This window comes from Streptomyces sp. R302 (assembly GCF_012927245.1).
Classification (GTDB): domain Bacteria; phylum Actinomycetota; class Actinomycetes; order Streptomycetales; family Streptomycetaceae; genus Streptomyces.
The window spans coordinates 225,357-247,721 of sequence record NZ_JABBGE010000006.1; the positions used below are offsets into that span (position 1 = coordinate 225,357).

The following is a 22,365-nucleotide window of genomic DNA, read 5'->3' on the forward strand; positions in this document are numbered from 1 at the left end:
CCCGGAACACCGAAAAGGAGTCAGTATGGCGAAGAAGCACGTGTACGCGGTGGTGGACCCCGCCACCGGCAAGCTGGTCAAGGAGTACCCCACCGCGACGGACGAGGTCGTCGAGGCGGCGCTCGACGCGGCCGCGGACGCCTACGCCCGGTGGTCGAGGCAGACCTCCGTGGCAGAGCGTGCCCGGTTGCTGCACGCCGTCGCCACCCTGCACGACGAGCGCAGCGGGCAGCTTGCCGAGATCATCCACCGGGAGATGGGCAAGACGGTGGAGGAGGCCGTCGGGGAGGTCGAGTTCAGCGCCTCCATCTACCGGTACTACGCCGAGAACGCGGAGAAGTTCCTCACCGACGAGCCGATCGAGCTCCTGGGGGGAGAGGGCAGCGCCTTCGTCCGGCGCCAGCCGGTCGGCGTGCTGCTGGGGATCATGCCCTGGAACTACCCGTACTACCAGGTGGCCCGGTTCGCCGCGCCCAACCTCGCGCTGGGCAACACCATCGTGCTCAAGCACGCGTCGCAGTGTCCGGAGTCGTCCGCGGCTCTCCAGCAGCTGTTCACGGACGCGGGCTTCCCCGCGGGCTGTTACGTCAACGTCCACGCCACCGGCGAGCAGATCGGCCGCGCCATCGCGGACCCCCGCGTGCAGGGCGTCTCCTTCACCGGTTCGGAGCGGGCCGGCGCGGAGGTCGCGGAGAAGGCCGGGCGCAGCCTCAAGAAGGTGGTGCTCGAACTGGGCGGCTCGGACCCCTTCATCGTGCTGTCGGCCGACGACCTCGACGCCACGGTCCGGGCGGCGGTCGAGACGCGGTTCGAGAACGCCGGTCAGGCGTGCAACGCCGGGAAGCGCTTCATCGTCGCCGAGGACGTCTACGACGCCTTCCTCGACAAGTTCACCGAGGAGGTGCTCGCCCTGACCGACGGGGTGGCGCCGCTGTCCTCGGTCGCCGCCGCCGAGTACGTCGAGGAACAGGTCGGGCGAGCCGTCGACGAGGGGGCGACCTTCGTCTCCGCACGGCAGCGGGAGGGGGCGTACTTCCCGCCCGGCGTGCTGACGGGCGTCTCCCCGGCGTCGCCGTCGGCCGCCGAGGAGCTCTTCGGCCCCGTCGCGACCGTCTACCGGGTCGGTTCCGAGGACGAGGCCGTCGAGCTGGCGAACAGCACGCCGTACGGCCTTGGCTCCTACGTGTTCACGACGGATCCCGAGCAGGCGCTGCGCGTCGCCGACCGGATCGAGGCCGGCATGGTCTTCATCAACGGCGTCGGCCTCGAAGGCGCGGAACTCCCCTTCGGCGGGGTCAAGTTGTCCGGCTTCGGCCGCGAGCTGGGCCGGGCGGGAATCGACGAGTTCGCCAACAAGAAGCTCATCCGCACCGCTCGGACGTGATCGCCCCAGAGCAAGGAGGAAAACCTTTCATGACCATCGAATTCGACGCAGCCGTCTTCAGGACGCCGAACGAACCGCTGACCGTCGAGAGAGTGACGATCCCCTCGACGCCTCCGCCCGGCGAGGTGCTCGTACGGCTCAAGGCGAGCGGAGTGTGCCACAGCGACCTGCACGTCCTCCTGGGCGAATGGGAGGTTCCTTCGCCGATGATCCTCGGCCATGAGGGCGCCGGGGTCGTCGAGAGCGTCGGCGAAGGCGTCACGACGCTGAAGAAGGGCGACCACGTCGTGCTGTCCTGGACGCCCTCGTGTCGCCGCTGCCGCTACTGCGTCAGTGGCAGGCCCGTCCTCTGCGACATGGTCAGCCGGCACTCGGCGAACCACCTGTCGTTCGACGGCCGGTCCCGGGTCACGTCCGCCGGCGGGGGCGACGTCCTCAGCTTCGCGGGCCTCGGAACGTTCGGCGAGTACACCCTCGTGCCCGAATCGGGTGCGATCGCCATCCGGGACGACGCCCCGTTCCCGCAGTCGGCTCTGGTCGGATGCGCCGTCACGACCGGTGTCGGCGCGGCCGTCAACACGGCCGGCGTGCGTCCGAGCGACACCGTGCTGGTCCTCGGCTGCGGAGGCGTCGGCCTGAACGCGATCCAGGGCGCCCGGCTCGCCGGCGCGCGGAAGATCATCGCCGCGGACATCTCCGGCGAGAAGCTGGAGCAGGCGCGCGTCTTCGGCGCGACCGACCTGATCGACAACGGCCGCGAGGATCTCGCGGACCGGGTGCGACAGCTCACCGACGGACGCGGTGTGGAGATCGCCATCGAGGCCATCGGGCTGCCCCGCACCATCGAGTCGGCCTACGAGGTCCTGGCCCGGGGCGGCACGGCGGTGGTCGCCGGGCAGGTGGCGGACGGCCTGAAGGTCTCCATCGACCCCTTCGTCATGTCCGATCAGGAGCTCTCGCTCATCGGCTCGAACTACGGCTCCAGCAAGCCGGCTTCCGACTTCCCGCTGCTGATCGACCACTACATGAACCACCGCATCGATCTGGACTCCCTGGTGACGAGTGTGATCGGTCTGCAGGACATCAACGAGGCGTTCGACCAGATGAAGCGCGGCATCGGCATCCGCTCGGTGATCACGTACTGAAAGGCAGGGGCGATCCCATGGCCCTGGAATCATCACGCTCGGCCTTCGAGCGCGCCCGCCGCAGCGTCGGCGGGGGTGTGGGGTCCGGCCTGCGCGCCGCGATGCCACCCCATCCGCTCTTCGTGCGCGAGGCACGGGGCGCACACGTCTGGGACCTGGACGGCGACCGGTACGTCGACTACGTGATGGCCTGGGGGCCGCTCGTCCTCGGTCACGGTGACCCGCGCGTGCTGTCGGCGGTGTCCGAGGTCGCGACGAAGATGCAGGTCGTCGGCACCGGACACCCGCTCGAGTACCTCGCGGCCGAAGCGGTCCTCGAAGCCGTGCCGCACGGCGAGCGACTGCTGTGGAGCAACACGGGGACCGAAGCGGTACAGGTGGCGCTGCGCCTCGCGCGCGCCGCCACCGGCCGGCGCCGCGTCGTCAAGTTCGCCAAGAGCTACCACGGCTGGCACGACACCGTGTACGCCGGGATGTCCGAGGACGACTGCGATCGCCCCGCCACCCCCGGCGGGCCGGGGCAGTCGGCCAGCGTCCTCGACGACCTGGTCGTGGCGCGCTTCAACGACGTGCGGCTGGCGGAGCGCCTGCTGGGTGAAGCCGTCGAGCGGGACATCGCGGCGGTGCTCGTCGACCCGGTGATGAGCAACGCCGGCGTCGAAGCGCCCTCGCCACGGTTCCTGTCGACGCTGCGGAGCCTCTGCGACCGGCACGGCGTCGTCCTCGTCTTCGACGAGGTGATCGCCGGGTTCCGGATCGCCCGGGGCGGGGCGGCCGAGAAGTACGGCGTGCTGCCCGACCTGTCCGTCTTCGGGAAGGCGATGGCCGGCGGCTTCACCCAGAGCGCCGTGGTCGGCCGGGCGGAGCTGGTCGATCAGGTGACGTCCGGCGTCGTCCACGCCGGAACCTTCAACGCCAATCCGATCGCCCTGGCGGCCGTCGCGGCGACGATGCGCGTCCTGGCCGATCCCGCCGTCTACGAGCGACTCGAACGGACCTCGTCCGAGTTCGAGACCCTCGTCGGTGGCGTCCTCGGCTCGTCTCCCGACTTCGGCCGCTTCCACCGGATCGGCTCGCTCCTCCAGTACGTCCCCGCCGGCGGCGCCACGGGGCTTCACGGAACCAGCGGGCTCTGGTCGGTGATTCTCGAAGGGATGCTGCGTCAGGGCTTCCTGTTCATGCCGTCCGGCAAGGTCTTCCTCAGCACGGCACACACCACCGGCGACATCGAGGCGACGGCCGAGGCCCTCGACCGGCTGCTGCGGCGGTCATGACCGCCGCGGCACGCCACGCGTAACCCCCCACCCGCTCCGAGCCAGGCCGCGTGTCCTGTTCCCCGCGGCCTGGCCCGGTCCACCTTCCGGAAGACACACCATGCTGAACCTCTCGGTCCTGCTCGAGGACTCCGCCCGCACGCACCCGGACCGGGACGCCGTCGTCCTCGGCGGGACGCGTCTGACCTACGCCCAGGTCGAGGCCGCCGCCAACCAGGTGGCCAACCTCCTGGTCGACCGCGGCGTCTGGCCCGGCGACAAGGTCGCGCTCAGCTGCCCGAACCTGCCCTGGTTCCCGATCGTCTACTACGGGATCCTCAAGGCCGGCGCCGTCGTCGTACCGCTCAACATCCTGCTCAAGGGCCGGGAGATCGCCTACCACCTCGCCGACTCGGAGGCGAAGGCGTACTTCTGCTTCGAGGGCGGCGACGGCCTGCCGATGGGCGCGGAGGGCCACGCCGGTTTCGGCGAGACCCCGGGCTGCGAGCACTTCTTCGTCATCACCGCCGACCCCGCGGCGGAGAGCCCGATCGAGGGCGCCGAGACCATGGGCGCCGCGCTGCGGGGCACCGCGACGACCTTCGACAGCATCGGGACCTCGGGGGACGACCCGGCCGTGCTGCTCTACACGAGCGGTACGACGGGACAGGCGAAGGGCGCCGAACTCAGCCACGCCAACCTGGTGCTCAACGCCCTCGCGTGCAACCGGCTGTTGGAGAACCGGCCGGCCCAGGACACCCATCTGGTCGTGCTGCCGCTGTTCCACTCGTTCGGCGCGACCGTGCAGATGAACGCCGGCTTCTCGACGGCGAGCACGCTGGTGCTGCTGCCACGGTTCGACGCCCGGCAGGCGGTGGCCCTGATGCGGCAGGAGGACATCACCTTCTTCGCGGGCGTCCCCACCATGTGGTGGGGACTGCTGCAGGCGCTCACCGACGACGTCGACGTCGACGTCGAAAGGATCGCGAGGAACCTGCGCGTCGGCGTCTCCGGTGGCGCCGCGCTCCCCGCGGAACTCGTCAAGCAGGTCGGGGAGAGGCTGGGCGTCCAGGTCCTGGAGGGCTACGGCCTCTCCGAGACCTCGCCCGTGGTGACCTTCAGCGATCCGGCGCGGGAGCCCCGGCCCGGGTCGATCGGCGTGCCGATCTGGGGCGTGGAGCTCAAGCTCGTCACGTCGGACTGGTCGGAGGTCGAGGACGACGGCACGGGCAGCGCCGTCGGGGAGATCGCGGTCAAGGGCCACAACGTGATGAAGCGCTACCACGGCCGCCCCGAGGCCACCGCCGAAGCGATCCGGGACGGCTGGTTCCGCACCGGTGACCTGGCCCGCAGGGACAAGGACGGTTTCTACTACATCGTCGACCGGGCGAAGGACCTGATCATCCGCGGTGGCTTCAACGTGTACCCGCGCGAGATCGAGGAGGTCCTGATGATGCACCCGGCGGTCGGTCTGGCCGCGGTCGTCGGCGTGCCGCACGAGAGCCACGGCGAGGAGATCAAGGCGTTCGTCATCCTCGACCGCGGCGCCGAGGCCCGTCCCGACGAGCTGATCGCCTGGGGCAGGGAGCAGATGGCCGCCTACAAGTACCCGCGCATCGTGGAGATCGTGCAGACGCTGCCGATGACGTCCACCGGAAAGATCCTCAAGCGCGAACTCACGTGACCGCACGCCAAGCGCATGGACATGGGTGGAAGGGACGGCAGATGACAGTGGACGAGGGCCGACGGCGGGACGCGCTCCCCGACGGGTTCGGTACGAGGACGGACGCGGCACCCGCCTCGCTGGTGGCCGCCTGGAAGGCACGCGTGGCGAGGAACCCGGAGGGCACGGCGCTCCGCTACTTCGGCGGCGCTCTGTCCGCACGGGAGGTGGACGCGGCGTCGGACGCCCTGGCCGCCGCGTTCGAGGCCCGCGGAACCGGCCGGGGCGACCGCGTCGGGGTGTACCTGCAGAACATTCCGCAGTACCCGCTGGTGCTGCTCGCCCTGTGGAAGCTCGGGGCCACGGCACTGGGACTCAACCCGATGTACCGGCGTCAGGAACTCCGCCGGATCATCGAGGACTCCGGGGCGGTCGGCGTCGTCTGCGCGGACGAGGACGTCCACGAGACGCTCGGCACGCTGGCGGGCAGCACGGTGCGCTGGCTGGTCAGCACGTCGGCGCTGGACTACCGGTCCCGCGACGATCCGCGGGTCTTCGCGGCGACGCGACGCCACGCCCCGGCCCCGGACGGCGACCTGGTGGAGCTGATCGGCGAATTCGAGGGCCGCCGTCCCGCGTCCGTGGAGCCGACCCGCGACGACGTCGCGTTCCTGACGTACACCTCGGGAACGACGGGGCCGCCGAAGGGCGCCATGAACACCCACGGCAACGTCCTGAGCGTGGTGGGGACCTGCGCGTCGTGGATGGGTGTGGGCGACGGGGACGTCGTGTTCGCCATGGCCCCGCTGTTCCACATCACCGGCGCCGTGGTCAACGCGACGATCTCCCTGCTCACCGACACCACGCTGGTCCTGGCGGGCCGGTTCCACCCCGAGGTCGCCCTGGAGGCCTTCGCCGAGCACGGGGTGACCTACACGATCGGCTCCATCACGGCGTACCACGCGATCTACGAGCTGCCGCAGGCCGGCCCGGAGCACTTCGCGTCGGCGAAGGCCCTGTACTCGGGCGGCGCGCCGATCCCGCCGGCCACCGTCGAGCGGTTCCGGGAGCGGTTCGGCGTCTACCTCCACAACGGCTACGGGATGACCGAGACGACGTCCGCCGTCATCGCCGTGCCGCCGGGTGAGCGGGCGCCGGTGCATCCGCCGAGCGGGACGCTGTCCATCGGCAAACCCCTGCCGCACCTCACCGCGCGCGTCGTCGACCCGCACGGCGACCCGGTGCCGAGCGGGCAGCAGGGCGAACTGGAACTGAGCGGGCCGCAGGTCGTACCCGGCTACTGGGACAGACCCGAGGCCACCCGCCGGACCATGCCGGAGGGCCGGCTCCGCACCGGCGACGTCGCCGTCATCGACGAGCAGGGCTGGGTCTACCTGGTGGACCGGCTCAAGGACCAGATCAACGTGTCGGGGTACAAGGTCTGGCCGCGTGAGGTCGAGGACGCCCTGTACGAGCACCCGTCGGTCCTGGAGGCCGCGGTCGTCGGACAGCCGGACGCGTACCGCGGCGAGACCGTCGTCGCCTACGTCTCGCTCAAGGCGGGGCGGAACGCCACGGCGGAAGAGCTGATCGCCTTCTCCCGCGATCGGCTGGCCGCCTACAAGTGTCCCCGCGCGATCCGTTTCCTCGCCGACCTGCCCAAGACCCAGAGCGGCAAGATCCGGCGCGCCGAGCTCCGCGGCCTCGACGGCCCGGGGCCGGATTCCCCCTCGAAGGACTGATCCATGAGCGACAACCACACCGACCAGGGCCGCTTCTCGGGCCGTGCCGCCGTCGTGACCGGCGCGAGCCGGGGCATCGGTCTCGCCGTCGCGGAACGGCTCGTCGCCGAAGGGGCCCGCGTGTGCCTCACGGCCCGCAAGGCCGGACCGCTCGAAGAGGCCGCCGCCACGCTTCCCCCGGGCAGCGTCCTCACCGTCGCCGGCAAGGCGGACGACCCCGAGCACCGCCGCGAGGTCTTCGACACCGTCGCGCGCGAGTTCGGCGGCCTCGACGTCCTCGTGAACAACGCGGGCATCAATCCGGCGTACGGTCCCGTCGTCGGCCTGGACCTCGACGTCGCCCGCAAGGTCCTTGAGGTCAACGTCCTCGCCACCCTCGCCTGGGTGCAGGACGCCGTGGCCCACCCGAAGCTCGGCTTCGCCGAACGCCGCGGCACCGTCGTGAACCTCTCCTCCGTCACCGGCGACACCCCGTCGCCCGGCATCGGCCTCTACGGAGTGAGCAAGGCGGCGGTGTCCCACCTGACCAGGACCCTGGCCGTCGAACTCGGCCCGGAGATCCGGGTCAACGCCGTGGCCCCCGCCGTGGTGAAGACGCGGTTCGCCGAGGCCCTGTACGAGGGCAGGGAAGCCGAGGTGGCCGCCGACTACCCCCTGCGGCGCCTGGGCGTGCCCTCGGACATCGCCTCCGCCGTGGCGTACCTGGCCTCGGAGGACGCCTCCTGGGTCACCGGTCACGTCCTCACCGTCGACGGCGGCCTCACGGTCGCCGGCGGCACCGCCTGACGACCGAGCCCACCCCCGAAAGGACCGTCATGACCTTCAGTGATCTCCCTCCCGAGGTGGAGGAACTGCGTGGACGCACGCGCCGGTTCATCCGCGAGGTCGTCATCGACGCGGAGCCCGTACCGGGCGGACGCCTCGACCAGGCCGCCCGCGACCGGCTGCGGGCCGCGGCGAAGGCGGCCGGCGTCTTCGCGCCGCTCGTACCGAAGGAGTACGGCGGGCAGGGTCTGCCCATCGAGCACTGGTCGCCGATCCTCCAGGAGGCCGGCTACTCGCCGATCGGTCCCGTCGCGCTCAACTGCATGGCCCCCGACGAGGGAAACATGCACATGCTCAACCTCATCGCGACCGAGGAGCAGAAGAAGCACTGGCTGGCGCCGCTGGGCGCGGGCGAGATCCGGTCCTGCTTCGGCATGACCGAGCCCCACCCCGGAGCGGGATCCGACCCGGCGGCGCTGCGGACCACGGCCGTGCGCGCCGACGGCGGCTGGGTCGTCGACGGCCACAAGCGGTTCACCAGCGGCGCCGTGGGTGCCGCGTTCTGCATCGTCATGGCGCGGACCCCGGCCGTCGACGGCTCCCCCGAGGGCGCCACCATGTTCCTGGTCGACATGACCGACCCCGGCATCCGCATCGGCGAGGCGATCCACACCGTCGACCGTTCCATCGACGGCGGCCACCCGCACGTGTACCTCGAGAACTGCTTCGTCCCCGACGACGCGGTCCTCGGCGAGGTCGGACTCGGCTTCCGGTACGCGCAGGTACGGCTCGGGCCGGCCCGTCTCACGCACTGCATGCGGTGGCTGGGGCTGGCGCGGCGGGCGCACGACATCGCGCTCGACCGGGCCGGGAAGAGGGAGCTGTTCGGCGGCCCGATCGACACGCTCGGCCTGGCACAGCACCTGATCGCCGAATCCGTCATCGACATCGAGACGTCCGACGCGATCATCACCAGGACCGCCGCGTTGCTGCACAGCGACCCGAAGGCGGGGTCCGCGTTGTCCTCGGTCGCGAAGGTGCACTGCTCGGAGGCGATCTTCCGGGTGATCGACCGCGCCCTCCAGATCTGCGGCGGCGACGGCGTCTCCGACGGACTCCCGCTCGCCCAGTACCTGAACGAGGTCCGCCCGTTCCGCATCTACGACGGCTCCAACGAGACCCACAGGTGGGCCATCGCCCGCCGGGCCTCGGCCGGGCGCAGCGCCGCTGTCCGGGCCGGGGAACCGTACCGGGGCGACGCTGTCGTGGGCCGGGACGGAGACGCGTGATGCTCACCGTCCCCGACGGGGTGGAAGTCGTCGCGAGTGGGGAGCGGACCGGCCACCTCGACAGCCCTCCGCTGCTGGTCGTCGACGCGGTCGCCGGCTTCCTCGACGCACACGGCATCGGCAGCGGCCCGCTCGCCTGGCAACGCGTCGGCGACGGCCAGTCCAACATCACGTACCTCATCGAGCGCGACGGCGCGTCCGTCGTCCTGCGCCGCGGCCCGCGCCCACCGCTGCCGAAGTCGACGCACGACATGGTGCGCGAGGCCCGCATCCAAAAGATCCTCGGCGAACACGGGGTACCGGTACCGGAGATCATCGCCGTGTGCGAGGACGAGTCGCTGCTGGGCGTGCCGTTCTACCTCATGTCACGGGTCGACGGGACGGTCGTCACCGACACCGTCCCGCCGCACCTCTCCCCCGCCGACCAGCGCCGGGCCACCGGCGAGGCCGTCGTCGACACCCTCGTCGCCCTGCACGGCCTCGACGTCTCCGGAGGAGAACTCGCCTCCCTGGGCCGCCCCGAGGGGTATCTGCGACGCCAGGTCGACCGTTTCCGCGGCCTGTGGGAGGTCAACACCACCCGCGACCTGCCCGCCGTGGAGCGCATCGGGGACTGGCTCGCCCGCAACCTGCCGACGAGTCAGGCCGCCTCGGTGGTGCACGGCGACTACCGCATGGGCAACCTCATGTTCGCGCCCCGGGCTCCGGCCAGGGTCCTCGCGATCCTGGACTGGGAGATGGCCACCCTCGGCGACCCGCTCGCGGACCTGGGCTACCTCACCGCCACCTGGTCCGAGGCCGGCAGCCCTGCCACCCCGCTCGAACTCACCCCGGTGACCCGGTCGCCCGGATACCCCACCCGGCGCCGACTGGCAGAGCGCTACCAGTCCCGCACGGGCCTCGATCTGACCCCGCTGCCCTGGTACCAGACCCTCGCGCTCTGGAAAGCGGCGATCTTCTGCGAGGCCATCCACACCCGCTGGCAGCGGGGTGAGCGCCCCCACGACACGTCCTTCGGACCGTCGCTCGCCTCGGGTGTCCCCCGCCTGCTGGAGCGGGCCGGGCAGTACGCCGGCGTGTCGGCGGCCGCGCGCCGCTGACCCCTGACGGGCCCATGGGCGGGGTGCGCGGCCGCGACCGTTCCGCCCGCCCCACGCCGTGTCCACCTTCCCTGTTCCTCCAGAGAGAGGTCCCGTGCCCTCCGCTTCCTCCCGGCGCTCCCCCCGTGACACACGGGTGCTGGTCGCCGTCAACGGGCTGCCGCTCGCCGTCGGTGTCCTGCTGTCCTGTTCCACGTCCCTCGGAGGGGTCTCCGTGTACGGACGCCTCACGCTCGGCATGGTGTGGGCGCTCGCACAGCTCGTCGTCCTCGTCGCCGGGACATGGTGGTACGAGAACCGGGCCGCCTCCTCCTCCGAGCCGGCCCCGGGGACGACCGCCGCGGCCCGTTCGGCCGGGGGCGCGTGGTGACGACGTACCTCCTGGGCGCCGGCTCGCCCGACCTCATCGGCCCCGCCGCGAGGGGCGCGGTCATCAGCTCCTTCCTCGTCTTCATCGGCCTCTGCCTGCTGTGGGTCTTCACGCTCGCCACCCAGGACGACGACCCGGAACGCCTCCACGTCGCCGGCCGGTCCCTCCCGCCCGTCTTCAACGGCGTCGCGATGGCGGGGGAACAGATCACGGTCGTCATCCTGGTCTCGTTGCCGGGATCGATCGCCCTCTTCGGCTACGACGGGGTCTCGGCCGCCGTCGACAGCGCGCTCGCCCTCGGCGTCTTCCTGCTCCTCGCCGCCAGGGTCCGCGCGACCGGCCGCTACACGCTGGGGGAGCTGTTCTCCTTGCGGGCCGAGGGGCCGGGCACGCGGATCGCCGGTGCCGTGGTGACGCTGTGTATCGCCGTGCCCCTGCTCATGGTCCAGCTGCGGGCCGGCGGCATCACCGCCGCTCTTCTGATCGGCATGCCCACCGAGCAGGCCCAGGTGGTGTGCACGGTGATGATGGGTTGCCTCATCACGTGCTTCGCGGCGGTGGCCGACCTGCGGGGCACCAGTTTCGTGCAGGTCGCCAAGGTGCCTGTCGCCCTGGTGACGCTGGCCGCGGTGATTCTGCTGGCTCTCCGCCTGTTCGACTGGAGTCCCTCGTCCCTGCTGTCGGCAGCCGCGGACACGAGCATGTCTCCGGGCGAGTACCTCGGCCCCGGCCTGTGGGCGCACATCGCCGACCTCGGTCCGCTCGGCACGCTCAGTGACCACATCGTCGTCGTCCTCGGCACGGCGATGATGCCCCACCTGCTCCTGCGCGTCGGCGCCGGCCGGGACGCGTCCGCCGCCCGGCGCTCGCTGAGCGTCGCCGTAGGGCTGACCGGCCTGTTCTACCTCCTCCTGATCACGACCGGCCTCGCCGCGGCGGCGGTGGTGGGCGGCGCGCAGATCGGGGCGGTCGACGCGAAGGGACAAGGAGCCCCGATCCTCCTGGCCTCGGAGGTGCTCCCCCACGACTCCACGGGCCGGGTCGTGCTCATCACCCTCGTGGCTTGTGTCGCCTTCCTCGCCGTCCTCACGGCCGTGGCGAGCGTGACCTTCGCCGCCGCCGTCTCCGTGACCCGCGACCTGGTCGGGCGCAAGGGGCGTACCAGGGTCGGGATCGGGGAGCCGGCCGTCCTGCGGCTGTCCGTCGTCGCGCTCTGCGCCGTGAGTCTCGTCCTCACCACCGCCGTCCATCGCTACCCCATCGAGTTCCTCTTCGCCTTCTCGCTGGGCCTCGCGGCCTCGTGCGTGTTCCCCGCGCTCGTCTACTCCTTCTTCTGGACCGGCTTCGACCGCCGGGGGCTGCTGTGGCTGGTCTACGGAGGGCTGTCCCTCTGCGTACTCCTGACCCTCGCCTCCCCCGCCGTGTCCGGAACGGAGGGGGCGCTGTCGCCGGACCAGGATTTCGCCCTGTTCCCGCTCCACACCCCCGGGCTGGTCTCCGTCCCGGGAGCCTTCCTCCTGGGATGGCTCGGCAGCGCGCGTCCCTGGGAGCGGACCACACCTGTGCATCGTGCACCGGGCCCGGGCGAAGCAGGTGCCCGCTGTCGTTCTCGCCCACGGTCCCGGCTGGCGACAGTAGGACCGACATCACAGGAACCACAGGGAAACGCGCGGTCGATCGACCGCGACGCACATCGAGGGAGAGGACGCCCATGACGACACAGAACAAGGCCCAGCCCCTGACGTCCGTGGCGAACGACACGTCGGCGGAGGAGATCCTCAGGATCGTGACCCGTGACGGTGGCGTCATCGTCAAGGGCTTCCTGACGCGGGAGCAGATCGCGCGCTTCAACACCGAGATCGAGCAGCCGCTGCGGGCGCTCGACCCGGGGTCGACCCACGAGAACGAGGTCGTGGCCGCGTTCCACGGCAGCAACACCAAGCGCCTCACGAACCTGGTGACGCACAGCGCCACGTTCCGCGGCGAGGTCATCGATCATCCCCTGGTCCACGAGATCAGCGACCTCGTCTTCCTCCAGGAGTCGGGCACGTACTGGATGACCACCGCCCAGGTGATCGAGATCGGCCCCGGCAACCAGGCGCAGATGCTCCACCGTGACCTGGAGAACTGGTTCCCGTTCATCGGCATGGGGCCCGCCGGCCCGGAGGTCACCATCAACTTCCTGGTCGCGCTGACCGACTTCACGGAGGAGAACGGCGCCACCCGCGTCATCCCCGGGAGCAACCACTGGAGCGACTTCGAGGACCGCGGGACGCCCGAGCAGACGATTCCCGCGGTCATGAACGCGGGTGACGTCCTTCTGATCAGCGGCAAGACCGCGCACGGCGGTGGCGCGAACCGGACCGGCGACGAGTACCGGCGTGGCCTCGCCTTCACGTTCAACGCGGGCTTCCTCACCGGCGAGGAGGCGTACCCCTTCCTGGTCGACAGGGAGCTCGCCAGGACGCTCTCGCCGCGTGTCCAGCGCATGCTCGGCTTCCGCTCCCAGTACCCCACGGGCTCTCCCGGCCTGTGGCAGGTCGACTACGCCGATCTGGGCGACCACCTCGGCCTCTGAGCCCCGGACCGGCCGGAGCCGCCGCGGTTGTCCAAGGAGCGCACGTCATGGCTTTCCCGTACATTCGCCCTATGGGAACCGAGGTCGATGCGTTCCTTGGTCAGCTGGCCCGCCACCTCAGACCACAGGTGACGACGCTGGCCGTCCTGCTGCTCCGGCGCATGAACGGCGAGCTCCCCGAGCTGTGGGAGAACGCGGACATCGGGGCCCTGTCCCTGGAGGAGACGGCCCAGCACGTCACCGCCCTTCTGGATCTCCTGGAGAACCGCCCCGGCGCGAGCGGGTCGAAGGCTCCCCCGGCCGCCCTGGCCCTGGGCCGCCTCTACGCCCGGCAGGGGATCCCGGTGAGCCGGCTCCTGCGCTCCTACCGGCTCGGCCACCTCGGTCTGTTCGAACAGGTGCAGGCCGAGGCCGCCCGTCTCACCGCCGACCGGCACCTGATCCACCTGGCCTCCATGAGGCTGGTGACGCTCGGTTTCGACTACGTGGACCACTCCTCGGAAGAGGTCGTCGCCGCCTACCAGGAGGAACGCGACCGTCTGCTGGAGGGTCGGTTCGCCCTCACCGACAGGGCGAGCAAGCTCGTCGGGACCACACTCGACATCACCCGCACCGCCGAGGAGCTGACGGAGGTCTGCACCGAGGACTTCGCCGACCTCGTCACCGTCGACCTCCTCGACTCCGCCCTCGACGAGACGGGCACGGGCTCGCCGGAGGCCCGGACGCAGCGCCGCGTCGCGCAGCGTTCCGTCCTCGACGGCTGTCCGGAGTCCCGGCTCCGCGTCGGTGAGACCCACGCCTACCCCGACGACTCGGAGCCGGTGCGCGCACTGGCCACCGGACGGTCCGTCCTGAAGCACATCGCGGGAACCGAGCTGCCCCCGTGGGTGGCTCCGTCCGCGTCCCACGGCCGGGTCCTGCGCGACCTCGGCCTCCACTCCGTACTCCTCGTGCCCCTGCACGCCCGCGGGGACACCCTGGGCCTGGTGCAGTTCGTACGCCATCGCACCTCGGTCCCCTTCGACGACGACGATCTCCTGCTGGCCCAGGAGATCGCCTCCAGGGCGGCGGTGTCCATCGACAACGCCCGCCGGTACACCCAGGAGCGTTCCACCGCGCTCACCCTCCAGCGGACCCTGCTGCCGCGGCACACGGCGAAGCAGTCGGCCGTCGATACGGCTTCGCGATACCTGCCCGCCGGTTCCCGCACGGGTGTGGGCGGCGACTGGTACGACGTCATCCCCTTGTCCGGGGCCCGCGTCGCGCTGGTCGTCGGCGACGTGGTCGGTCGCGGCCTCCACGCCGCCGCCACCATGGGCCGACTCCGCACGGCCGTCCGCGCCTTCGCCGACATCGATCTCATGCCCGACGAACTCCTCACGCATCTGGACGACGTGGTCATCCGGATGCAGCGCGAGGAGTCGCCGGACGAGGGCGAGACCAGCGCCACCTGCCTGTACGCGATCTACGACCCCGTCTCCCGCCGGTGTTCCCTCGCCAGTGCCGGCCATCTCCCGCCGACCGTGGTGACCTCCCCGGCCACCGGCGAGACCCCCCGGTCCTCCAGGGTGGTCGAGTCGCCCGAGGTGCCGATCGGACCGCCCCTCGGCCTGGGCGGACTCCCTTTCGAGACGGCCGAGTTCGAGCTGGCGGAGGACAGCCTGCTGGTCCTGCACACCGATGGGCTGATCGCCGGCCGCACGCGTGACGTGGACCTGGGACTCGCCACGCTGCACGACGTCCTCGCCTCGGCGCCGGACTCGCTGGAGGAGATCTGCGACCGGCTGCTGGCCGCGCTGCTACCCGGCCGCCCCGCCGATGACGTCGCCCTGCTCGTCGCCCGGACCCATGCCCTCGACCCGGACCACGTGGCCACGATGGACCTCCCGTCCGATCCGGCGGCCGTGTCCGGGGCCCGCCGCTTCGCCTCCGACGTCCTGGCGGCCTGGGGGCTGGAAGATCTTTCCTTCACCACGGAGCTGGTCGTCAGCGAACTGGTGACGAACGCGATCCGCTACGGCAAGAGCCCGATCCAGCTGCGCTTGATCCTCCAGTCGACGCTCACCTGCGAGGTCTCCGACGCCAGCAGCACCGCCCCGCACCTGCGCCACGCCCGGACCTTCGACGAAGGCGGCCGCGGCCTGCTCCTCGTGGCCCAGTGCGCGGAGCGCTGGGGGACGCGACACGGCCGCGAGGGAAAGGTCATCTGGGCCGAGCAGGCTCTCCCCGCGGCCGGCGCGTCGACCGCCGAAGTGACGTAATGCCTGCTCCGCGCCGACTTGATCGATCGACTAAGTCGATATAGTGGGCCTATGGCTCATGTTTCCGCGGCGGAGCGCCGCCCCCAGTTGATCAAGGCGGCCATCGACCTCATGACCCGGGAGGGCGTCGCCGCGGGGAGCACCCGCGCCATCGCCGCGGAGCTCGGCGTCGCGCAGGCCACCGTCCACTACACCTTCGGTACGAAGGAGGACCTGTACCGAGCCGTCATGGACCAGATCACCGACGAGCTGGTCGCGCAGGTGCAGCGGGCGGCGCCGCAGGACGCGGGCTTCGAGGAGACCTTCAGCGCCCTGGCGGGTGCCCTGTGGGGCACCGTGCGCGAGCCGTCGTCGCACCACCAGCTGCTCAGCGAGCTCACCATGTTCGCCCTGCGCGTGCCCGGTCTCAACGAGGCCCGGCAGAGCCACTACCGGCGGGTCATAGAGGTGACCGCGCAGGTGATCACGGAGACGGCGGAGAGGACGGGGCAGGAACTGGCCGAGTCCCCGGAGACGGTGGCGCGCTTCTTCCTCTCCGGCTTCGACGGACTCACCATGCAGGTCCTCCAGTGCCTGCCGGACGAGGCCACCGAGCGGACGGGGCTCCGGGCGCTCGTGGCCGCGACCGTGGCGCTGGCGAAGGGGGACCTCGACCTCCCGGACGTACCGGTGGGCTGACACCACGCGAAACGGTGGCGGGCACACCCGGGAAGGCGTGCCCACCACCGTTTCCGCGGGGGAATCAGCCGGCCCAGACGTCCTCGACGTAGCGTCCGGACGCGACCAGGGCCGCGAGCCAGGCCACGGCCTCCTCGTCGCTCGCACCGGTCCGCTCACGGTGGATCGCCATGAACGCCTCCCGGACGGCGGGAGCCATCCGGCGGCCGTCGCCGCAGATGTAGACGCGTCCGCCGGCCTCCAGGACCGCCCACACCTCCTCGCTCTCGCGGGCGATGCGCTCCTGGACGAAGCGGGCGCCGTTCTCGGGCGCGTGCATGAAGGTGGGGCGCATGCTCACCGCGCCGGCCGCCTCGGCCGCCTCGAACTCGTCCCGGTGGAGGTAGTCCACGTCCGGGTGGTCGCAGCCGAAGTAGCAGAGCAGGGTGCCGGTCGAGCCGCTGTGGTGACGGTCGAGGACCGCGCCGCGGAAGGGCGCGAGGCCGGTGCCCGCGCTGACCAGGATCACCGGCACGGAGGTGTCCTCGGGGAGGCGGAAGGACTCGCTGCACGGCAGCACCCGGGCCTGGATCACGTCACCCGCGTCCACGGTCTGCAGGAAGTGCGAGGCGATGCCCCGGAAGGTGCCCTCTCCCGAGCGGTGGGGCGCGGCGAGCAGTGACACCATCAGGTCGGCCTCGCCGGGCCGGGCCGCGGCGGACGACGAGATCGAGTAGTGCCGGGGACGCAGTACGGGCAGCAGCTCCAGGAAGCGCTCGAAGGGCAGTTCGCACGCGCGGTAGCGCTCCAGGAGGTCCAGGACGCTGAGCCCCGCGACGGTCACCTGCTCCCGGAAGGTCTCGGGTTCGGCGGTGGCGAAGGCGAGGAGCGGCTGCTTCTCGGGCGGGCAGGGGGTGTGTTCGGCGAGCACGGCGATCTGCTCCTGGGTGGCCGCGTCCTGGAGCTCGACGAAGTCGGTGAGCAGGCGGCGCAGGGTCAGCGGCCGGTCGACGGGCAGGGCGCCCCGGCTGCGGCGGCGGGCACGCAGCCGGACGGTGCGGTCCAGGTCGAGGCCGAAGCGGTCGGCGACGCGCTGGACGAGGGCCTCGGGGTTGCTCGGCAGGACGGCCAGGTGGTCGGCGGTGCGGTAGGTGACGCCCTCGGGCAGCCGGAGCCGCAGGAACCGCTTGGAGCGCCCCAGTTCGTGGTCGGTGTCGACGAGTTCGTACGCGTCGAGGACCTCCATCGGCCGGACTCCGTGGCGCTCGGCGAGACCGCCGAGGACCGACTCCGAGGTGTCCTCCAGCTCGTAAAGCCCTCCCCCTTCCGCCTCGGGCGCGGGGGCGGCCGTCTCACCGGCGGCGGCCTCGCCGTACTCGTCCAGAAGCGCCTTCCACAGGTCTTCCGTCCACTGGTCGACCACACCGCCGAAGTCGCCGGAGGCGTCGGCGCTGCCGCGCTCCAGGAGCGGGACGGCGCCGGCGGCGGTCAGACGCTCGTCGATCAGGGTGGGGATCCGCTGGTAGGTGGCCGCCCAGTTGCGGTCGCCGACACCGAGGACGGCGTACCGCAGCCCGGCGAGCGAGCCGGGGGCGAGGTGCTCCAGCGAGGCGACGAACTCGGCGGCGTCGTCGGTGGGGCGGCCGTTGTAGGAAGCGGCGACGATGACGACGGGGCCCTTGGAGCCGGCCAGCCTCTCCGTGTACTGGTCGAGGGAGGCGACGGACGGGGTGAAACCGTGCTCCTCGCCGTCCGTGCCGAGGTCGCGGGCGATGCCGGCGCAGGTGCCGAGGTTGGAGCCGTGCAGCAGGGTCAGCGCGGTGCCGCTCGCCCGGCGCGCCACGGTCGCGGTCCGGCTCGTGGCCGGGTCCGCCGCCGTCGCGGCGGGCCGGCGCCGCTCGTCGCCGGTGCGGCGGGCGAGCCGCAGGCTGAACCCGTCGGGCTTGATGGTCAGCGTCGACTTGATCTTCAGCTGGTAGTCGGTGTGGTCGATCAGGCGGTAGCGGTGCACCAGCAGGCCGAGCAGCAAGGTGGCCTCGTGCAGCGCGAACTGGCGGCCGATGCAGGCCCGTTCGCCGTTGCCGAACGGCTTGAAGGCGTGGACCGAGCGGGCCGCCTCCCGCTCGGGCGTGAAGCGCTCGGGATCGAACAGCTCGACGTTCTCCCCCCAGGCGGCGTCGCGGTGAAGGGCCGAGGCGATCACCATCAGCGAATCGCCCTTGCGTACGGGGTACTTGCCCCCGATGACGGTGTCCTCGATCGGCTCGACGGCGTACGCGGGCGCCGTCGGCCACAGCCGCAGGCTCTCGTTGAGTATCTGGCGGATGTAGGTGAGCTTGCCGATGTCACCGTACTGGGGGTCCGGGGATTCGGTGTCGCCCCACAGGGCGTCCACCTCGGCCTGGGCCCTGGCGAGCACCTCGGGGTGCTTGGTCAGGTAGTACAGGGCGAAGGAGAGCGCGCTGCTGGTGGTCTCGTGGCCGGCGATGAGGAAGGTGATCACCTGGTGCCGGATGTTGACGTCGTCCAGCGGCTCGCCCGTGACGGGATCCTTGGTGTGCAGCATCAGCCCCATCAGGTCGTCCGTGCCGGTGTCACCGGAGGCGCGGCGCTCCCTGATCACGTCGTCCACGAGGTCCGTCATCAGGTCGACGTCCTCGCGGAACTGCTCGACCTTCTTCCTCTTGAACAGCTCGGAGCCCGGGATGGACTCGCCCTTCTCCTGGGCGAAGACGAGGGCCCGGGCCATCGCCTCGACGAACGGATGCAGGTCGTCGCGGCGGAAGGACTCGAAGTCGTAGCCGAAGCCGCACAGGCCGATCGTGTCGAAGGTCAGCCGGGTCATCTCGTCGGGCACGTCCACCGACTGGACCCCGGCCAGCCGGTCCCACTTGCCGATCAGCGAGCGGGCGACCGTGAGCATGGGGGCGTGGTAGCTGCGCATCGCGCCGAGTGAGAACGCGGGCATCAGGATGTCGTGGGCCTTGCGCCAGTTCGGTTCGTGGTTGTAGGCGGTGAACAGACCGTCCCCGGCCAGGGCCCGGACCTCGACCAGGTCGGCGTGGACGTGCTTGCGGAACCGGCTCTCGTCCGACAGTTCGGTCACGAGGTCCAGACCGCCGACCATGACGGTGTCCCTCCCGAAGATGCGCAGCCGGTACACGGGTCCGAACTCCCTGAACTCCTTCAACAGGTAGGCCAGGAAGTCCGCGCCCGCGGGAACGTTGAACGCGTGGCCTACGAGGGGCAGCGGGGGGCGCTCGGGGATCGCCCGCGCCGCACCTACGGACACCTGAGTCATGAGCGTGCCTTTCGTCGCACTCCAGCAGTCGCCCACCAACCTACATGCGACTTTGTCGAGTGAACATGTCGGTTGACTGTATTGAAGGACACAGTCGATCGACGGAACTCGACGAGCCCTGCGAACGTCCGGCGGAAACGGCTTGACAGGCGACCTCGTCACTGGACACGGTTGAGCGACATGGTCAACCGACCATGTCGAGCGCACGAGCTGCGTGCGCGCTATTCACCGAGCACACATCGAGGTTTCCGCATGAACACCATGCTGGCCGGACGGCTGCGCCTGGACACCCGTACCTTCGCCGTCGAAGAGGTCCCGATCCCGGTTCCCGGCCCGGGCGAGGTCCTCGTCGAGGTGCGGGCCGCCGGCGTCTGCCTGTCCGACATCCATCTGATCGACGGCAGCCTGAGCCCCTTCTACCCCGTCGACGCCGTCAGGGACTCCGGCGCCATCACCCCCGGCCACGAGGTGGCAGGCGTCGTCCACACCGTGGGCCCCGACGTGAAGGGCGACTGGACCCCCGGCCGGCGGGTCGTGCTCCAGGCCGGACAGGCATGCGGCGACTGCGCCGACTGCCTGCGCCACATGCTCTGCCGCCGGCCCCTGACCCGGGGAGTGGACTACGACGGGGGTTGGGCGCAGTACGCCCTCGCCCGCGAGGACACCCTGCTCCCCATCCCGGACCACCTGCCGTTCGACCAGGCCGCGATCATCCCCGACGCCGTCTCCACCCCGTACGCCGCGATCGTGGAGACCGGCGCGGTCCGCCCCGCCCAGGCCGTCGGCATCTGGGGAGCCGGAGGCCTCGGCGCCCACGGCATCCGGCTCGCCCGCCTGGTCGGAGCCGCCCCCGTCATCGCCGTCGACCCGCTGCCCTCCGCACGCGAGCGCGCCCTCCTCTTCGGCGCCGACCACGCGCTCGACCCCATGGCCGGAGACTTCGCCGAGGCGGTGCGCGAGGCCACGGCGGGCCGGGGCATCGACGTCGCCTTCGACTTCGCGGGCGTCGGAGCGGCCCGCGCCCAGGCCACCACCGTGCTCGGCCCGAACGGTGTCCTGGTGCTCGCCGGCCTCACCCCCGAGCCGGTCACCGTCGCCGACAGCATCGACTTCTGCTTCAACGTCCGGCAGATCCGCGGGCACTACGGCTCCGAGCCGGAGCACGTGGAACAGCTCGTCGGACTGGCGGCCGCCGGACGGATCGACCTCGGCCCCTCCGTCAGCGCCCACGTCCCGCTGGCGGAGGCCGCGGACGCCGTCGCCCGCCTGGAGAAGAAGATCGGAGACCCCATCCGCCTCGTGCTCACCCCCTGAGCAGGAGGGCGGTGCGTACGTCCCCGGCGTCAGCCGGACCGGGCGGCGCGGGCCGGGTGCGCCGGCCGGTCCGGTACTGCCTGGCCCGGGGGCCCTTCTCTGCCAGCGTTTTCGCAGTTCAAGGGCCGTATCAGCGCATGTGGGGCGCGGTGGCGGGCGACAGGGGCGTGCGCAGGGCGCTTGCGGAGCGGGACCAGGCGTCCACGACGTGGGCGGCCAGCCGGTCCTCCAGGAGGCAGGTCGCGGTGATGCCGAAGGCGACCTCGGGGGCGAGCGCGGGCTCGGCGTCCAGGAGGCCGCCCACGACGTCCCGGCGCACCACCTGCTCGTGGACGGCGTCGGCCTCCACGTGCTCGTCGAAGTACCGCCCGGCGGCCGCGCCCGCCCCGGTCCTGCGCGTCGCCGCGGCGATGCGGGAGGCGGCGGGCGGCGAGGTCGTCTCCAGGACGGCGAAGTGGCCCACGAGCGCCCCGCGCAGTCTCCGGTGCAGGCCGAAGAGCGACATCAGGTTCGAGGCCGCCAGGAGTTCCGCGCCGGCGGCGTCGGTGTACCGCCCGTACGAGGGGTCGAGGTCGAGGGCGGCCATCAGGTCCGCGTACAACCGGGAGTGCATCCGCTCCGGCCGCCCGCAGCCGTACTCGTCGTACTCGACGGCCACCATCGCCGCCTTGGCGCGCCCGAGCAGCCGGGGCACGACCCACAGGTGCGGATCGGCCTCGCGCAGCTGGTGGACGGAGCGCAGGGCGGCGTACTCGCGGAGGTGCCACGACTCGCCCCGGGACATCAGGAAGTCCGGGACGCCGGTGCCGTCGGCCGGTTCGACGAGCAGGGCGTCCAGGGCCTCGCCGACGTCCGGGAGGGGGCTGCAGTCGTGGCGCAGCGCGCTCTCGAAGCGGTGTTCCAGCAGGGCTCGCACCCCAAGGAGGCCGGGGTCCCATTCCAGGGTGTCGGGGACGCCGGCGAAGCCGCGGTAGTGGAGCTCGTAGCAGAGGTGGAGGGCGAGCTGGAGATCCTCGCCGTACGGGGAGCAGCGTGCGATCTCCGCGGGCCGCGGCAGCCGCGCGCCGCCGCCGTCGAGCAGTCGGCTCCGTATCGCCCCGGACACCTCGCCCCGCGCCTCGGGGGCCTCGGGGGTCCCGGGAGCCCTGGCGGATTCGGGCTCGGTGGCGGAAGACGTCGGCAGCGGAGTCATGACGACCCCGCCTTCTCCGCCTTCTCCACCTTTTCTGCCTTCTCCCCCTTCGCCGCCTTCCCGGGCGATCTGCGGGTGCGGCGCCGGTGGCTGGTGTCGCAGAAGGGGGCCCGCAGGCTCCGCCGGCAGGTGCAGAGGGCCATCACGGGCCGCTCGCAGCGGATCACCGTCCCGTCGGGCATGACGATCTCCGCGGGCCCCTCGACGAGCAGCGGCCCCTCCGGCAGCGGCCGGAGGCGGGGCGGATCCGTGCGGGAGCGTGCGGAGCCGGGGCGTCCCGCTCCGTCGTCCTCACGGCACGGCACCGGCGGACAACCATGGGCGTTCGGGGAAGCCGACATCACACACCCT

The 22,365-nt window shown here is 71.6% G+C and carries 17 protein-coding genes; 14 read left to right on the plus strand and 3 right to left on the minus strand.

Annotation, left to right across the window (positions count from 1 at the left end; all coding sequences use genetic code 11):
- The first annotated feature begins 25 nt into the window (after positions 1-25).
- From HHL19_RS20145 to HHL19_RS20205, 13 genes are all read left to right on the plus strand, one after another.
- Positions 26-1,384 carry an NAD-dependent succinate-semialdehyde dehydrogenase gene (locus tag HHL19_RS20145; RefSeq protein ID WP_169091558.1) on the plus strand — a complete coding sequence of 453 codons (1,359 nt, stop codon included), beginning with the start codon at positions 26-28 and terminating at the stop codon, positions 1,382-1,384.
- A 29-nt stretch (positions 1,385-1,413) separates the two neighbouring features.
- The gene (locus tag HHL19_RS20150) at positions 1,414-2,529 is read left to right on the plus strand and encodes a Zn-dependent alcohol dehydrogenase (protein WP_169091560.1); all 1,116 of its coding nucleotides are present in this window, start codon (positions 1,414-1,416) and stop codon (positions 2,527-2,529) included.
- A 17-nt stretch (positions 2,530-2,546) separates the two neighbouring features.
- A complete protein-coding gene (locus HHL19_RS20155) occupies positions 2,547-3,803 on the plus strand; it encodes an aminotransferase class III-fold pyridoxal phosphate-dependent enzyme (protein ID WP_169091562.1) in 1,257 nt (418 codons plus the stop codon).
- A 100-nt stretch (positions 3,804-3,903) separates the two neighbouring features.
- Positions 3,904-5,466: a long-chain fatty acid--CoA ligase gene (locus tag HHL19_RS20160; protein ID WP_169091564.1), complete on the plus strand. Its 1,563-nt coding sequence runs from the start codon at positions 3,904-3,906 to the stop codon at positions 5,464-5,466.
- Between the two features lie 41 nt (positions 5,467-5,507).
- Positions 5,508-7,187, plus strand: coding sequence for an AMP-binding protein (locus HHL19_RS20165; protein ID WP_206324903.1), 1,680 nt, complete (start codon positions 5,508-5,510; stop codon positions 7,185-7,187).
- A 3-nt stretch (positions 7,188-7,190) separates the two neighbouring features.
- Positions 7,191-7,973, plus strand: a complete 783-nt coding sequence (locus HHL19_RS20170) for an SDR family oxidoreductase (protein WP_169091566.1) — start codon at positions 7,191-7,193, stop codon at positions 7,971-7,973.
- Positions 7,974-8,002: 29 nt separating this feature from the next.
- Complete coding sequence (locus HHL19_RS20175; RefSeq protein ID WP_169091568.1) at positions 8,003-9,241, plus strand: acyl-CoA dehydrogenase family protein; 1,239 nt, start codon at positions 8,003-8,005, stop codon at positions 9,239-9,241.
- Entirely contained in the window at positions 9,241-10,341 is a 1,101-nt protein-coding gene (locus HHL19_RS20180; protein ID WP_206324904.1) for a phosphotransferase family protein, read from the plus strand. The genes HHL19_RS20175 and HHL19_RS20180 overlap by 1 nt, the downstream gene beginning before the upstream one ends.
- A 94-nt stretch (positions 10,342-10,435) precedes the next feature.
- Positions 10,436-10,711: a hypothetical protein gene (locus HHL19_RS20185; protein ID WP_169091572.1), complete on the plus strand. Its 276-nt coding sequence runs from the start codon at positions 10,436-10,438 to the stop codon at positions 10,709-10,711.
- Positions 10,708-12,426 (plus strand): transporter, encoded by a 1,719-nt coding sequence (locus HHL19_RS20190; protein WP_346768313.1) that lies wholly within the window; start codon positions 10,708-10,710, stop codon positions 12,424-12,426. Before HHL19_RS20185 ends, HHL19_RS20190 begins: the two co-directional genes overlap by 4 nt.
- Positions 12,423-13,289: a phytanoyl-CoA dioxygenase family protein gene (locus HHL19_RS20195; protein ID WP_169091576.1), complete on the plus strand. Its 867-nt coding sequence runs from the start codon at positions 12,423-12,425 to the stop codon at positions 13,287-13,289. Before HHL19_RS20190 ends, HHL19_RS20195 begins: the two co-directional genes overlap by 4 nt.
- A gap of 47 nt (positions 13,290-13,336) precedes the next feature.
- Positions 13,337-15,550, plus strand: coding sequence for a SpoIIE family protein phosphatase (locus HHL19_RS20200; RefSeq protein WP_169091578.1), 2,214 nt, complete (start codon positions 13,337-13,339; stop codon positions 15,548-15,550).
- A gap of 51 nt (positions 15,551-15,601) precedes the next feature.
- Positions 15,602-16,228 carry a TetR/AcrR family transcriptional regulator gene (locus HHL19_RS20205; RefSeq protein WP_169091580.1) on the plus strand — a complete coding sequence of 209 codons (627 nt, stop codon included), beginning with the start codon at positions 15,602-15,604 and terminating at the stop codon, positions 16,226-16,228.
- A gap of 64 nt (positions 16,229-16,292) precedes the next feature.
- Here the strand turns inward: HHL19_RS20205 and HHL19_RS20210 are convergent, their stop codons facing one another.
- Positions 16,293-19,508, minus strand: a complete 3,216-nt coding sequence (locus HHL19_RS20210) for a cytochrome P450 (RefSeq protein WP_169091582.1) — start codon at positions 19,506-19,508, stop codon at positions 16,293-16,295.
- 252 nt (positions 19,509-19,760) lie between these two features.
- On the opposite strand from HHL19_RS20210, the gene HHL19_RS20215 reads away from it, so the two are divergent.
- Positions 19,761-20,822 (plus strand): zinc-binding dehydrogenase, encoded by a 1,062-nt coding sequence (locus HHL19_RS20215; RefSeq protein WP_169091585.1) that lies wholly within the window; start codon positions 19,761-19,763, stop codon positions 20,820-20,822.
- A gap of 130 nt (positions 20,823-20,952) precedes the next feature.
- Here HHL19_RS20215 and HHL19_RS20220 read toward each other — a convergent pair whose 3' ends face one another.
- Both HHL19_RS20220 and HHL19_RS20225 read right to left on the minus strand, forming a co-directional pair.
- On the minus strand, positions 20,953-22,014 hold the full coding sequence (locus HHL19_RS20220; protein ID WP_169091587.1) for an iron-containing redox enzyme family protein: 1,062 nt from the start codon (positions 22,012-22,014) through the stop codon (positions 20,953-20,955).
- Positions 22,011-22,355, minus strand: coding sequence for a CDGSH iron-sulfur domain-containing protein (locus HHL19_RS20225; protein ID WP_169091589.1), 345 nt, complete (start codon positions 22,353-22,355; stop codon positions 22,011-22,013). Before HHL19_RS20225 ends, HHL19_RS20220 begins: the two co-directional genes overlap by 4 nt.
- Positions 22,356-22,365: the final 10 nt, after the last annotated feature.